Raw genomic sequence first — 14550 nt, forward strand, 5'->3', positions numbered from 1 at the left:
CACGGCACAATCAAGGCAAAAGTCACGAGAAATAAGGACGCGCCGAAATTAAGGCGGCAATATCACTCCCGCAAAGTGAATTACGTTGCTAAGATCAGCGACATGACTGAGCCTATTCTGGCAGTACGTGATCTCGTTGTTGATTTCCGAGTGGACCGAAAACCGTTCCGAGCGGTCAATGGCGTCAATTTCGACGTCATGCCGGGCGAGATCCTCGCCCTGGTGGGAGAGTCCGGCTCCGGCAAGAGCGTCACGGCCATGTCCATCCTCGGCCTGCTGCCTGACAATGCCACCCGGACCGGCTCCATCCGGTTCGACGGCAAGAACCTGGTGGACATGACCCCGAAGGAGCTGACCGCAATCCGCGGCGGCGATATCTCCATGATCTTCCAGGATCCAATCGCCGCCCTCAACCCGGTCTTCACCATCGGCTTTCAGATGGGTGAGGCCGTCAAGCACCAGGACCCCTCCCTCAGCCGGGACCAGGTTAACGCGAAGTCGGTCGAATTGCTGACGCTCGTCGGAATCCCCGACCCGACTCCCCGGCTGGGCTACTACCCGCACCAGTTCTCCGGGGGCCAGTGCCAGCGCATCATGATAGCGATGGCGTTGGCCGGCGAGCCACGGCTGCTGATCGCTGATGAACCGACTACGGCTCTCGATGTGACAGTCCAGGCTGAGGTGCTCGATGTGCTGCGCAGGCTGCACGGGCAATTGGGCACCAGCATCATGATCATCACCCACGACATGGGCGTCGTCGCCGATCTGGCCGATCGGGTGGTGGTGATGCGCCGGGGCGAACCCGTGGAGACGAACGAGGTGCATGCCCTGTTCGCCAGCCCACGGGAGACCTACACGCAGGAACTGCTGGCCGCGGTCCCGCGCTTTGGCGAGAACACCGCTTCCAGCATCGTGAACAAGGGTGAACTTGTTCTCGACATCCAGGATCTGGTGGTCGAATTCGGCTTCCGCCTGCGCTCGAAGTTCCGCGCCGTCGACTCCGTGAGTTTCCAGGTCCATGCGGGCGAAATCGCCGCCCTTGTCGGAGAATCCGGCAGCGGAAAGACAACGATTGGCCGCTGCTCCGTCGGCCTGACCCCGATTACTTCCGGCTCGATTTCCGTCGCCGGCGTCCAGCTCAGCCATGCCAAGCGCGCCCAGATTATGGAGATGCGCAAACGTGTCGGCGTCGTTTTCCAGAACCCGGCCACCTCGCTGGACCCGCGCATGACCATCGGCGCCATCGTGGCAGAACCACTGCGCGTGCTGACGAATCTCCGCGGGGCTGCAATGCGCACGCGGGTTCGGGAACTCCTCGACTCTGTCGAGCTGCAAGGCAACTGGACGGAACGTTATCCCCGGGAAATGTCGGGAGGGCAGCTGCAGCGCGTTTCGATCGCACGGGCCATAGCCCTGGATCCGCGGCTTCTCATCGCGGACGAGCCGACCAGCGCGCTGGACGTTTCGGTGCAGGCCAAAGTTCTTGACCTGTTCCGTGAACTGCAGGAGCGCCTCGGCTTTGCCTGTCTGTTCATCAGCCACAACCTGGCGGTCGTTGACACGTTGTGTGACCGGGTGGCTGTCATGCGCAAGGGTGTCCTGGTGGAGCAGGGCGACCGGGAAACGATCTTCCGGAACCCCCAGCACGAGTACACCCGCCGCCTCATCAGCTCCTGCCCCGTCCCTGATCCTGACGAGCAGCGAGAGCGGCGCGAGGCCCGTCTGGCCGGCTGAGCGGATGCCCGAAGGGCGCCTTAGCTTAGACACGAAGACCAGGGTCCCCGGCGTCAGCGCATTGCGCTGGTGCCGGGAACCCTCGTCTTTTGGGCCCTAACTATTCAAGGCGGCCGGCCGGGCTCGGTACCCGGCCGGCCAGCCGGACCTACACCCGAAGGCTGGGGTCCAGGGCGTCCCGCAGTCCGTCGCCAGCCATGTTGAAGGCCAGCACTCCCAGGAAGATCGCCAGACCTGGCAGCATGGTGGTGTAGGAGGCGTAGAAGATGTACGCCCTGCCTTCACCCAGCATCGTTCCCCATTCCGGCAGCGGTGCCTGGACTCCCAGTCCTAGGAAGCCCAGCCCGGCGGCCACCAGGATCGTCAGCCCCACGTTCAGCGTCGCGAAGACGATGATCGGCGTCCAGGAGTTCCGCAGCAGGTGCCGTCGAACGATATTCAGCGGTCTTTCGCCGAACGCCTGTGCTGCCTCAACATAAATCTGCTCCCGCAGGGAGAGCGCCTGCCCACGCGTCAACCGGATGAACTGAGGCACGACGCCGATGCCGGCTGCGATAATGACGCTGTTAAGACCAACGCCGAGCACCGCCACCAGCACCAGCGCCAGCAGGAACGGGTTGAACGCCAGCATGATGTCCGTGATGCGCATGATCACCATGTCGATCCAACCGCCAAAATAGCCGGAAATCAGCCCCAGCGGCACGCCGATCAAGGTTGCAAGCGTGACCGCCGCGACCCCGATCATCAGCGTGTACCGGCCGCCATACATGATCCGTGCCAGCATGTCCCGGCCCAGGTCGTCGGTGCCGAACGGGTGAGCCAACGACGGCGGATTGAAAGCCGCAGCCAGGTTCTGCGCCACCGGATCGTAAGGTGTCAGCAAAGGCGCCGCGATGGCCACAAATGCGAAGATTGCAAGAATCACCACACCCACAACTGCCGCTTTATTCAGGGCAAAAATACGGACTTTCTTCATTGATGCCCACCCCGCAGACCCCAACCGTGAAAGAATTGTCGCATTTCGCGTCCTACCCTCGTATTAGTCATAAAGCCGCACCCGGGGGTCGATAACGGAATACAGCAAGTCAGTAATAATATTGACGACAATAAACATTGTCGCGAACGTCAGGACAATTCCCTGCACCATTGGAAAATCTCGTGAATTGATTGAATCAACCAAGAGCCGTCCCAGCCCGGGCCAAGCGAACACCGTCTCCGTCAACACCGCTCCACCCAACAGGGTTCCGAACTGCAGCCCGATCACGGTCAGCACCGGGATGAACGCGTTCCGCAAGGCATGTTGGTACACGACCAGCGATTCCCGGACGCCTTTGGCCCGCGCTGTCCGCACATAGTCCTGCATCAGGCTGTCGAGCATCGTGGACCGGGTCATTCGGGAGACAATCGCCATCGAGAACACTCCCAGTGTCACCGTGGGCATGACCAAGCTCTGGAGATTGGCCGCACCGCCGATGGGCAGCATCCGCAGTTGCACCGAGAACAACATAATCAACAGGATGCCCAGCCAGTACACCGGCATCGAGATGCCCATCACGCCCACCATGGAGGAGATCGTGTCGATCAACTTACCCTTGTGCCGGGCCGCGAAGACTCCCAGCAGGATCCCGGCGACAGCCCCGAAGAGCGTTCCCAGTACCGCCAGTTCCAGCGTGTAGGGCAGCCGCTGACCGATCTCGCTGATGACAGAGGTTCCGGTACGGGCGGACACTCCCATGTTGCCGTGACCCAGCTTTTCCAGGAACTGCCAGAACTGGACAATCACCGGCTGCTCAAGGCCCATGGTCTTGCGGACCGCCTCAACCTGTTCCGGTGTGGCCTGGAGACCGGCGATGATTCTCGCCGGGTCTCCAGGAACAAATTTGAACAGCGTCACCAGAACAAGGATTACTCCAAGGAGCGTCACCACCGAGGCGGCGACCCGCCGCCCCATGTAGCGCCAAAACCCGCTCATGTCAGCATCACAAACTCAACAGGCCGTGCCGGGTGCTGTCCCAACCTACTTTGCCGGGTGGGCATAGACGGTGTCGAACTTTTCGTTCGGGGTAGAGGTAATGCCGGCAATGTTGCTCTGGTAGGCCAGGCTCAGGGTCTGGCTCCACAGGAACGTCCACGGGGCGTCTGCCCAGATCTGCTTCTGTGCGTCGCAGTAAGCAGCGTCGCGCTTGGTCTTGTCGAGTTCTTTCTCACCGGTGCTGATTGTCTTCTCCACCTCGGGGTTGGTGTAGAACGCGGAGTTGAGGCCGGCCGGCGGCCAGGAGGCCTTCTGGAACATCTGGAACTGGGTGGGCGCATCCAGCGCGCCCGGGGCCCAGCCCAGCATGTGCATGTCGAAGGGGCCCTTGGGATCTTCCATGGTGGCAGTGTAGGAAGGCCAGTCCATGGTCGAAACCTTGACCGTCACGCCGACGGCCCGCAGGTCCGCCGCGATGGCCTGGGCAGCCTGCTGGTCCTGCAGGTAGCGGCCGGTGGGCGCACCGAAGGTAATTGACAGGTTGGTGGCGCCGGCGTCGGCCAGCAACTGCTTTGCCTTCGCCGGATCGTAGCTGTAGTCCCCGACCTTGCAGTATCCGTCCAGCGCTGCCGGCATCGGGGAATCCATCAGCGTTGCCGCACCAAAGAGTACGTTCTTAATGATGGCTTCCTTGTTGACGGCGTAGTTAAACGCCTCCCGCACCTTGGGATTGTTGAAGGGAGCTTTTTGGTTATTGAAGGCGATAAAGATGGAGCGGTCGCTGGGCGGATTGACCGTGGCGAGTCCGGGTGAGCTGGAGAGCGCTTTGAGGTCGCTGATCGGCGGATTCATGATCATCTGCAGCTGACCTGATCGCAGCCCGGCCTCCCGCGAGCTGGCTTCCGGAATAATTTTGAAGACAACGTCACTGTAATAGGGCTTCTCGCCCCAGTACTTGTCATACTTTTTGTACGTCACCTGGGTGCCCTTTTGGAACTTGATGAACTCGTACGGTCCCGTTCCCACCGGCTTGACAATAATTTCGAAGCTGTTTCCGTCTTTGGTAGCCGAGGCCGGCGAAATGATGCCGGACGTCGTGATCCCGAGGTTCTGCAGGAGGCTGGGGTCCGGGTATTTCATGTGAATGGCAACCGTCGCGTCGTCCGGGGCCTCCACCTTGTCAATGACCTTGAATGCCCCGCCGATCGGAACCTTGACCTTTCCGCCCGTGATGCGGTCCAGGTTGAATTTGGCCGCCTTGGCATCAAATGCGGTGCCATCCTGGAATGTCACACCCTTGCGCAGATGCAGTGTCAGCGTCTGACCGTCCGAGGAGGTGTCCCACGATTCCGCAAGCCCGGGAGTAACCTTTCCGTCCTTGTCGAGGCTGACCAAGGTCTCGACGCCGTAGTCGACGACGTTCTGGACCGTCGTGGTCGTCTGCTGGGCCGGGTCCACCGTATCCAGATCGACACCGATGCCTATATTGAAGGTGCTGCTGCCGGAGGTTCCCCCTGCCGAGCCTCCGGTGTCTGCGCCGGTTGTGCACGAGGTCAGCGCGAGCGCGCCGGCCGTCACCAGCACGGCTGCGGCGAGCCGGGTGCTACGCCAGCGGCGAGCCAAGGCTCCCTTGCCTTGAACACTGGCTGTGGATCGATGTGTACGCATTCATTACTCCTTTTGCACTTGAGGAAAAGTCGAGCGCCTTGGTGGCGCTAAACCCGCTACAGCATTCAGAGACGAACGATGACCCTGCGCATCGTTGCGCAAACGTGTAGTTTGTTGGCGTTAGCGTACCCACATATGTCAACTTCGTGCATCATATGAAGCGGGCGCGCCGCCATATTTCGGAGCGTGGTAACTTTTCTTCCAGGTCCTGTGGTCACTTGCCGAGATCTCAAGGACTTCCTTCCTCACGGCGGTATTTAGGTTGGCGCCCGGCGCCCGGATTGGATCCCCATGGACTTTATGCACGCCGTCAGTGAAACTTCCGGGTCGAAATCACGAATCGCCCAGGAACTGTCCCTCCGGGCCGAACAGGTCGTTGAATTGAGCACGGCGATCGCGGAGGATCCAGAACTTTCCTTCGAAGAGCACCGTGCCTCCGCGGCCATCTGCACGCTGCTCGGAAACGCCGGATTCATCGTCGAACGCCCGGTGGCAGAACTGGCGACGGCGTTCACGGCGACCGCCGGTACGGGCGAACTCACTGTCGGAATCTGCGTTGAATACGACGCCCTGCCCGGCATCGGACACGCCTGCGGTCACAACCTCATCGCCGGTGCCAGCGTGGCCGCCGCGCTGGGTCTGCTGCCGGTGGTCGACGAGCTCGGCATCACCCTCAAAGTCATCGGCACCCCGGCCGAGGAGCACGGCGCCGGCAAGGTCGTCCTGCTCAACGCCGGGGTGTTCGACGACGTCACGGTCGCCATGATGGTGCACCCAATGCAGGAGGGGGCCAGCTGTAATCCGGCAGGCACGAAAAACCAGGCGGTGGGCCGCTACCGCGCAACGTTCCGTGGCACCCCGTCGCATGCGGCCGTCGCGCCGCACCTTGGCGTCAACGCCGCCGATGCCGCCGTGATCTCCCAGGTGGCCGTAGGCCTGCTGCGTCAGCAGATTCCCGGCGACCACCGGATCGCCATGTTCATTGCCGAGGCCGGACACGTTACCAACATCATTCCCGACCTGGCTGTCGTCGAGTTCGAATGCAGGGCGCTCACCCTGCCCGAATACGAGGCGCTTCTGACCAGGGTCCGCAACTGCTTCGAAGCCGGCGCACTGGCGACTGGAACCACGCTGGAGATCGAACCCACTGAGCCCCTGTACGAACCGCTCATTCAGGACGAGGTCATGGGAAACTACTGGAGCCAGAACATGTCCTTCCTTGGCCACAACGCGGAGTATTCCCCCGGCCCCGGGGGCGGCTCCACGGACATGGGCAACGTGTCCCAGGTGGTGCCGAGCATCCAGCCGTGGGTCAGCATCCCCGGCGCGACGGCGCCTCCGCATTCCCATGGTTTTGCGGCGGCCACGAACGCCCCGGCGGCCTATCGTGCCATGCTCGACGCCGGCCTGGCCATGGCGTGGACGGTCTCGGACATCATGGCGGACCCGGCCCAGGTGCAGCAGTATCTTAAAGCCTTTGCGGTGCGCCGCGGCGCCCAAACCTGTCGCCGCTAGCCTTCCTTGGCTTTCCGGACTTGACCGCCTGCTTCGAGTTTCAAGGGGACGAGTGTGACCTCCCGCAGCCTGCCGGCGTCCGCCACCGCGGTCAGGAAGGTGCCGACCGGCTGCCGGCGCCGATCGGTGGGCGACCCCGGATTCAACAGCCGCAACCCGTGTGGACCGGTGCTGTCCCACGGAATGTGGGAGTGGCCAAAGATCAGGACGTCGGTGTCTGGAAACTTTGCTTCAGAACGGGCCTCGCGGCCCTGGGCTGCTCCGGTTTCATGGATCATCGCCCAGCGGATCCCCTCGATCGTCGCTGTCGCTGTCTCCGGCAGACGCTCGCGCAGCTCCGGGCCATCATTGTTGCCGTAAACGCCCAGCAGCCGTGCCGCCCGAGCCTCCAGCGCGTCCAGCAGGTCCACGCTCACCCAATCGCCGGCGTGGAAAACGACGTCGGCCTTATCCACCGCAGCCCAAACCTGGGCCGGTATGACCTTGGCGCGGTTCGGCACATGCGTGTCGGAGAGAAACAACAGACGGGTACTCATTGGGGCATCGTGTCACGCCGCGCAGCCCTTTGTCAGCCGCCGTCAGACGTGCCGCAGACGCCGTCGGCTTTTCATCCGCTCGTCCGGCCCGCTGCGCGTCACCCAGCAGCAACCGTCAGCCGTTCATAGGTCCTTCGGCCCGCAGCCGGGAAGCCCGTGGGCCGGTAACCTCGATGGTGCACCTGACCACCAGACTTCCCTGCGGCGACTCGATGGCCGCCAAAGCTTCCCCTTCGCTGAGTACGGTGTAGTCCTGCGATCCGGCAACCGTCTGCAACCCCTTACCGGCGGCCTGCTCGGCTGCATTGGCCAAAGCGGCCTGCTTGAGGCCATCCAAGTATCCGGGCTGGCCGCGCCGGTTCCGGTCACCAAAAGCCCAGCCGAACAGGGATCCGGTCCCGCTCATGGTTAGCCCTCGACGGTCCGGGGGGCCCGGGCCAGGTTCGACTCAAGCTCCTCTGCGTTCTGGCGCACCACGTAGGCCGGCCGGTCCCGCTCCACCCGCCAGCTCTCCGCCAACGATCCAACGTTGACCGTGTCGAAACCGAACTCGTCGTACAGCCGGGTCACCAGTGCGCTGGCGTCGGGAAAATCGCTGGCCGTGGCAAGCGCCCGCCGGTTGTCCGTGCCCGCCGGAGTGCCGTCGGCGGTGATGTCCTTCGCCATAATGTGATTGAAACCCTTGGCCACCCTGGAGCCAGGCAGGTGTTCCTGGAGCAGACCGGAAACGGTTGCCTCGCCCTTGTCGAGCGCAGGAATACGTCCGTCCCTTTCCCAGTAGTAATTGTTGGTGTCGATGACCACTTTGTTGGCCAGCGGCTCCACCGGAACGTCCCGGTAGCTCTTCAACGGGACCGTCACCACGGCGAAGTCCGCCATTGCCGCCGCATCCGCGGCGGTCCCAGCCTTCGCCGTCGGCCCTAATTCGGCAACCAGGTCCGATAAGGTTTCCGGTCCGCGCGAATTGCTGATCACCACGTCATAGCCCAGCTGCACGGCCTTCCGCGCGATTTGGCTGCCAATATGTCCTGCTCCGATGATTCCTATAGTTGTCATATCGACGTAACCGGCACCCGGACGAAAGTATTTCCACCGTCCTTGCAATCCGCGAATGATCATCCTGCGCCCCCTGTGCTGGCCACGAGCGTCCATCTTGAGCCGGAACGCTGGCCGCGTCCGCGCCCGGTCCGTAGGCTGGAAGCATGACGCAGCGAAAAAAGCCCGTTGGCGGCAAGAGCTCCGGGAAAACCCAACGCCGATCCAAACGTAGTGCAAGCGTCGCCGGAAGCGGAGAGCAATCGCGGCCCACCGGCCCGGCGGGTGACCTGCTGGATACCATCAGCGACGCGGCCACCTACGACCATCCGCTGCCTCTGCTGGAATTGGGCAGCAGCATCCTCTCTGCGCTGGACCCGCGCGTCGCCAACCCATTTCGGGCGGCCGGTCAGCCGGTTCCCGGCCAGGAAGGTCCGGACCGCCCCGGCTTCATCAACACTCTGCTGGGCACTCCGCTGCCGGAGACGCTGATGCTGTTGGCTGTGATCCACGCGCTCAGCTCGGATGATCTGGAGCGGGCCCGGATTAGCCGCACACTCCGCGCTGAAACAGCGGAGGCCGAGGGCCTGCTGGCCGAATTCGCATCGCTGGCGCCGTACCGTGCCACGGAAATGACGCACGTGCTGGGCGACGGGGATAACGTCCTGCTCGGAGTGCGGACCCCGGACGGCGACGAATTCACGCTGGTGATCTATATCGACCACAACATGGGCACCATCGTGAAAGACGCCTTCACCATCCCCGAAGCCATCGGGGACGTCATTGCCACCATGAAGGGCTATATCCCGGTCCAGGACACGACGTGGACCGACCTCTCCCTGCCGGACGCCCGCGCCAAAGTCCAGCAGGCCATAGACCAGGGGGCCAGCACCCCTGATGCGCCGGAATCGGAGCAGTGGCCCGGCATCCGGCCACTGACCGAAACGGTGCTGCGCCAGGTTCCGGACGGCGGAACAGGCTATGCACGCCCCGAGTGGAGCAGGCAGCAGCTGGATGCACTGGCGGATACCTTCCTCGCCTCCCGCTACCCCGGCGCCCTGAGCGAGGACGGTAACAGCCGGGGCCTGCTGGAAAACATCCTCTGGTTCGCCACGGATTACGGACCGGGCGACCCGATGCGCTGGAGTCCGACATCGGTGTCCATCCTCCTGCTGGACTGGATTCCCCGCAAAATCCTGGCGCCCGCCGCCGTGCTGCGAGTCGTCCCGGACTTGCTCCGGGGGCTGGTTCGGTATTGCCACGCGGAACGCGGCATCAGTGCCAAGCTCTCCCGTGAGACGCTGGCATCCCTTGCGGAGGCGGAGCCGGAATTCCGCCGGCTGATCAGCGGCGCTGGGCGCCGCAGCGTGCCTGCGGACGACGACGGCTGGGGACTAGACGACGACAGCCGGGGACGTGACCACGACAGCCGGGGCTTCGATGGTGGGAGCCACGGCGGCATCGACGCGATGACAGTGGCCGGGTTCCAGGAAATGATGCTGGAGATCATCGCCGGCACGGTGGGTGGGGAGGACCAGCTGGACAAACTGAACGACGTGCCGCTGCCGGACGAGGACTTCGATTGGCGCGGCATTCCCGAGGATATCCAGGGGCAGGTGACCGAGGTGCTGCGGTTGTGCGACAGCGGCACCGAGCTGCTGGACGCCGAGCACCGCACCGCGGCCCGGCGATTCCTGGCACGGGCTGCGGCCGGGGACCCAGCCGTCTTCCGCCGCAGGACCAACGTGCGGATGTCGGCCGCAGCGGTGTGCTGGATCATCGCCAAAGCCAATGACAGCTTTGGCAGCAGCGGCCTGTACGTCAAAGACCTGATGAAACACTTCGGCGTGTCCAGCGCCTCTCAACGAGCCCAAAGCCTCCTCGCCGCCGCCGGTATCGACAGGCGGGGCGCGGAATTGGAACTGGGCACCCCCGACCTGCTGGTTTCGGCGTTCCGGACCCAGCTGATCACCATGCGGGACTCATGCCGGGCGGCGTTGGCCGGAGAGGCGTTGGCCTGAGGCTAGATCCGGAAATTAGCAAAAGCTCCTGACCGCCGCCGGGTCAAAAGACTTTGACGGCCGCAGGGTCAGGACATCAGGAACAGCCGCCGCACCACCTCGCCGTCCGCGAGCGCATCGAGGCCCTCGTTGATCTCGGCTAATGGCTTGGTGTCAGTGTGCAGCAGTTCCACCGGAAGCCGGCCGTCACGCCACAGCTGAACGTAGCGGGGAATGTCGCGGGCCGGGACGGCATCGCCCATGTAGGACCCGAGCAGCCGCTTGCCCATGCCGGGGAACTGCAGCGCCTGAATGCTCAGGATCTGCTCCGGATGCGGCAGCCCGACGGAAACCAGTGCGCCACCACGGGTCAGCAGCCCCAGGCAGGCTTCCATCACCCGGGCGCTGCCCACCGCTTCGACCGCAACATCGACGCCGTCGCCCGCATGCTCGGCTACGAGCGCCTCGGCCGACGCCGGGTCCCCAACAAAGTGCGCGCCGCAGCGCAGCGCCAATTCACGTTTTTGTGCCAGCGGGTCGATGGCGATCACGGTGGTTCCGCTTACTTGGGCGGCGGCCATCACCGCCATCAGTCCCACCGCACCCAAACCGAAGACGATGACCGACTGGCCGGCGGTCACCTGGGCCGTGTTGAGCACCGCACCAATACCGGTGAGCGCGGCGCAACCGAACATCGCGGCGATGTCGAAGGGGACGTCGTCGTCGATTACGACGACGGACTCCCGGGCCACCACGGCGTACTCGGAAAAGGCGGAAACGCCCAAATGATGATTGATCCGCCCGCCGTCCGCAGTGCGCAGCAAAGCCTCGCCGTGCAGCAGATCGCCGCTGCCATTGGCTTCCGCGCCCCGGTGGCACAGCGCCGGCCGGCCGGATGTGCAGGCCCGGCACTGACCGCACGCGGGGACAAAGACCAGCACTACCCGATCACCGGAGCGCACGTCGTCCACTCCCGGGCCGGTGCCGACGATGGTGCCGCTTGCTTCGTGGCCCAGCGCCATGGGCAGCGGACGTACCCGCGAGCCGTCGATGACGGATAAGTCAGAGTGGCACAGGCTGGCACGCTCGATTTTTACCAGCACCTCGCCGGCGCGCGGCTCCGGAACGGCGATGTCCTCCAGTTGCAGCGGCCTGCTGACGGCATACGTCCGCTCCGCCGGCGCATGCCAGAGCACCGCGCTACGCATCGCTGCCGCCCGGTGTGCCTTGGCCGGCCGAGCCGGCAGCTGTCTCAAAGGTGTGCCTGTTCAACGTCATCTGGCCATTCTCCCTGCCGACCCGGCCCAGCGCCAGCGCGCCTTTGCGCCTATGTCCATGCATGCGGAGCCGACTTTCGGGTGCTGGGCAACGCGTTGGCCTCGCGCCAGCCGTGGATCCAGTCCGGCAGCATCAAATCCGCCGGTGGGTGGCCAAATTCCGCAAATATTTCCGCATTGCTGACTGGCCCGCTTTTGCTGACCAGCCGGGTGGCGACGTGCGCGCGGGCGTAGATTTCACCGTCGGCCACCATCCGGTGCTCAAAATAGATCACCCTGGAGTCAAAGCCGACGACCTTCGATTCAATACTGAAGCGCTGCCACAGCCGCAGGGATTTGCGGAAGGCGATGGTTTGGGCGTTGGAGACCGGGCTCCAACCCCGGCGGCGCATCTTGGCCCACGTCCCGCTGCGCACCATCAGATCAAGCCGGGCCAGGTCCATCAGGGAAAAATACACGCCGTTGTTGACGTGTCGGGCCAGGTCGATATCCGTCGGCAGTACCCGCAGCGGCAGCGTGGATTCAGCCCAAAGACCGAGTGGCGGCCGGCGGGCAGCCAGGAACAGATGCAGGAGCGTACGCAGGAGAAGGTGCATACGCCTTATGTTACTCATGAGTAACCTCTGCTGGCTGCGCGCCGTCCCGTCCTCCTGGGCCGGGGCGGCTGGACGAGACCTCGATCTGAGCCGGTAGGCTCCAAGCATGGCTGAAAACACGAACACCGACACCGCCTCCTCCGATTCCGGCTCCGTCAGGAACTCCGGCGCGGGCACAGCCGCCGACACGGCAGCGGGCAAGGAAGTCAGCGATGACTTTATCACCAGGACCCACACGCTGCCTTCCGGCCTGAGTTATACAACCACGACCGGCCGGCTGGTGCTGCGCCAGGAGCAAATCACGGATGGTAAGAACGAAGGGTTCAAGCCGAAAGCCGAGATATTCCTGGTCAGTTATGTTCGAGACACACCGGCGGCACAGCCTGGTACGCCGAACACGCGTCCGGTGGTTTTCGCTTTCAACGGCGGCCCCGGCTCCTCCAGCGTCTGGCTGCACATGGGTCTGCTGGGGCCGCGGATGGTCGACAGCGGCGACGTCGGCCACCTCACCGAGCCGCCGTTCGCCGTCGTCGACAATCCGGAAACCATCTTGGAGCACGCCGATTTGGTGCTCATCGACCCGGTCAGCACCGGCTTTTCGCGCGTGATCGAAGGCGGCAAAGCGGACGAATTCCATGCGTTCATCGAGGACCGGGATCTGGTGGCGGAGGTGATCCGGCTGTGGACCACCCGAAACCATCGCTGGCTCTCGCCAAAGTACCTTGTGGGCGAGTCCTACGGCACGCTGCGCGCCGTGGCCGTCGCCGGCCGGCTCTTTGAGGCCTACGGAATGGCCATCAACGGTCTTGGCCTGATTTCCACGGTGCTGAACCTCTCCACCCTTGACTTCCAGCCGGGCAACGACGCCCCCTACGCGCTGCACATCCCCACCTACGCGGCGATTGCGCACTACCACGGACGGCATCCTGGGCGGGCGCTGGCTGAGGTGGTGGCCGAGGCTGAGGAGTTCGCCGCCCGCGACTTTGGCTACGCCCTCAGCCAGGGCGCGCGGCTTGCGCCCGGTGAGTTCGACGACGCGGTGGCCCGGCTCAGTGCGCTGACCACGCTTGGCGAGGACTTCATCCGGCGCACCAATCTGCGCTGGACCTATGGCGAGTTTGCCGCGGAACTGCTGCGCGCCGACGGACTGACGGTGGGCCGGATCGACGGCCGCTTCACCCAGCGGCCAGCGAAGCTCCATGCCTCCGAGGACTGGGATGACCCATCGCTGCGGGCCATCAATGGGCCCTATTCAGCGGCCATCAACCATTACGTCCGCGCCGAATTAGGCTACGAGAATGATCTGCCGTACGAGATTCTGACCGGCCGGGTTCAGCCGTGGAGCTACAAAACTTTCGAGGGCGCGCCGGTTGATGTGACCGAGGACCTGGAGCGGCTGCTGACCTACAACCCTGCGTTGCGGGTGCACGTGGATTACGGCTACCACGACGGTGCCACACCGCACTTTGCCGCGGAATACGTCTGGGCGCATCTCAATATTGACCAGAATGCCCGGGACCGGTTCAGTCACCACTATCACGAGGCCGGGCACATGATGTACCTCAAGCCGGAGGCCCGGCAGGCACAGCTGGAAAGCCTCGCGCGGTTCGTCCAAAGCTGCTGAGGTGGGTATGCGGCTGAGCAGGGTCCAGCTGACCCGGTCGGGCGCTACACCGCGGCAGCCGGCGCGGCTACCGAATGGCGAAGTAGATCCACGTCCCGAGGATCCAGGTTCCGCCAGCCACGGAGCCGAATCCGAATTCCACCAGGATTCCGAGCCCGACGGCCTTCAGCGCGGCCACGCTGGACGACAGCGCCGGCGCGAGGCTGCGCTGCCGGATCAGCTCGCTAAGGAACAGACCTGCGGCAAAACCGACCAGCAGCCCCACCACCGGGATAACGAAGAATCCCACGATCCCCAGCACGGCGCCGGCCAGCACCGACCATCCTGGGATCCGGCGTTTCTTCATGGTGCGCCCGGTCAGCACGGAGCTGGCAAGCATCCCGGCAGTCACCAGCACCGCTCCCACGCCGAACACAATCCAGCCCACAGGGCTGGCCACGGCGATGGCCCACGCCAGGAGGCTGAGCCCGATCAACACGCTGCCGGGAAGCACCGGCACCACGATGCCGGCCATCCCCACCAGAATGAGCGCCCCACAGAGGAGAGTCCAGAGCAATGCGGCGTCCATACGCTCAGTCTGCCATCAGGGAACG

At 64.0% G+C, this 14550-nt stretch carries 13 protein-coding genes; 4 read left to right on the forward strand and 9 right to left on the reverse strand.

Annotation, left to right across the window (positions count from 1 at the left end):
• The first annotated feature begins 102 nt into the window (after positions 1 to 102).
• A complete protein-coding gene (locus tag IV498_RS00090; RefSeq protein ID WP_269044525.1) occupies positions 103 to 1734 on the forward strand; it encodes an ABC transporter ATP-binding protein in 1632 nt (543 codons plus the stop codon).
• A gap of 148 nt (positions 1735 to 1882) precedes the next feature.
• Here the strand turns inward: IV498_RS00090 and IV498_RS00095 are convergent, their stop codons facing one another.
• The 3 genes from IV498_RS00095 to IV498_RS00105 form a co-directional block, all read right to left on the reverse strand.
• Complete coding sequence (locus IV498_RS00095; protein WP_269044526.1) at positions 1883 to 2710, reverse strand: ABC transporter permease; 828 nt, start codon at positions 2708 to 2710, stop codon at positions 1883 to 1885.
• Positions 2711 to 2773: 63 nt separating this feature from the next.
• On the reverse strand, positions 2774 to 3706 hold the full coding sequence (locus IV498_RS00100; protein ID WP_269044527.1) for an ABC transporter permease: 933 nt from the start codon (positions 3704 to 3706) through the stop codon (positions 2774 to 2776).
• 45 nt (positions 3707 to 3751) lie between these two features.
• Positions 3752 to 5374, reverse strand: coding sequence for an ABC transporter substrate-binding protein (locus IV498_RS00105; protein ID WP_269044528.1), 1623 nt, complete (start codon positions 5372 to 5374; stop codon positions 3752 to 3754).
• Between the two features lie 291 nt (positions 5375 to 5665).
• Between IV498_RS00105 and IV498_RS00110 the strand changes: the two genes are divergently transcribed.
• Positions 5666 to 6889, forward strand: a complete 1224-nt coding sequence (locus tag IV498_RS00110) for a M20 family metallopeptidase (protein WP_269044529.1) — start codon at positions 5666 to 5668, stop codon at positions 6887 to 6889.
• On the opposite strand, the gene IV498_RS00115 is transcribed toward IV498_RS00110, so the two are convergent.
• The 3 genes from IV498_RS00115 to IV498_RS00125 all read right to left on the reverse strand — a co-directional run bounded on the left by IV498_RS00115 (position 6886) and on the right by IV498_RS00125 (position 8577).
• Positions 6886 to 7425 carry a metallophosphoesterase family protein gene (locus IV498_RS00115; RefSeq protein ID WP_269044530.1) on the reverse strand — a complete coding sequence of 180 codons (540 nt, stop codon included), beginning with the start codon at positions 7423 to 7425 and terminating at the stop codon, positions 6886 to 6888. The genes IV498_RS00110 and IV498_RS00115 overlap by 4 nt on opposite strands.
• Positions 7426 to 7540: 115 nt before the next feature.
• Complete coding sequence (locus IV498_RS00120; protein WP_269044531.1) at positions 7541 to 7831, reverse strand: hypothetical protein; 291 nt, start codon at positions 7829 to 7831, stop codon at positions 7541 to 7543.
• A 2-nt stretch (positions 7832 to 7833) separates the two neighbouring features.
• Positions 7834 to 8577: an NADPH-dependent F420 reductase gene (locus tag IV498_RS00125; RefSeq protein ID WP_330059128.1), complete on the reverse strand. Its 744-nt coding sequence runs from the start codon at positions 8575 to 8577 to the stop codon at positions 7834 to 7836.
• Between the two features lie 50 nt (positions 8578 to 8627).
• On the opposite strand from IV498_RS00125, the gene IV498_RS00130 reads away from it, so the two are divergent.
• Complete coding sequence (locus IV498_RS00130; protein WP_269044533.1) at positions 8628 to 10481, forward strand: DUF6398 domain-containing protein; 1854 nt, start codon at positions 8628 to 8630, stop codon at positions 10479 to 10481.
• A gap of 68 nt (positions 10482 to 10549) precedes the next feature.
• Here the strand turns inward: IV498_RS00130 and IV498_RS00135 are convergent, their stop codons facing one another.
• The gene (locus IV498_RS00135) at positions 10550 to 11668 is read right to left on the reverse strand and encodes an alcohol dehydrogenase catalytic domain-containing protein (RefSeq protein WP_269044640.1); all 1119 of its coding nucleotides are present in this window, start codon (positions 11666 to 11668) and stop codon (positions 10550 to 10552) included.
• Between the two features lie 119 nt (positions 11669 to 11787).
• Entirely contained in the window at positions 11788 to 12333 is a 546-nt protein-coding gene (locus IV498_RS00140) for an acyl-CoA thioesterase (protein ID WP_269044641.1), read from the reverse strand.
• Positions 12334 to 12439: 106 nt separating this feature from the next.
• On the opposite strand from IV498_RS00140, the gene IV498_RS00145 reads away from it, so the two are divergent.
• Complete coding sequence (locus IV498_RS00145; protein WP_269044534.1) at positions 12440 to 13957, forward strand: S10 family peptidase; 1518 nt, start codon at positions 12440 to 12442, stop codon at positions 13955 to 13957.
• A gap of 67 nt (positions 13958 to 14024) precedes the next feature.
• Here the strand turns inward: IV498_RS00145 and IV498_RS00150 are convergent, their stop codons facing one another.
• The gene (locus IV498_RS00150; RefSeq protein WP_269044535.1) at positions 14025 to 14525 is read right to left on the reverse strand and encodes a DUF456 domain-containing protein; all 501 of its coding nucleotides are present in this window, start codon (positions 14523 to 14525) and stop codon (positions 14025 to 14027) included.
• Between the last annotated feature and the right edge of the window lie 25 nt (positions 14526 to 14550).

The organism is Paenarthrobacter sp. Z7-10, from assembly GCF_026932795.1.
Taxonomy (GTDB): domain Bacteria; phylum Actinomycetota; class Actinomycetes; order Actinomycetales; family Micrococcaceae; genus Arthrobacter_M.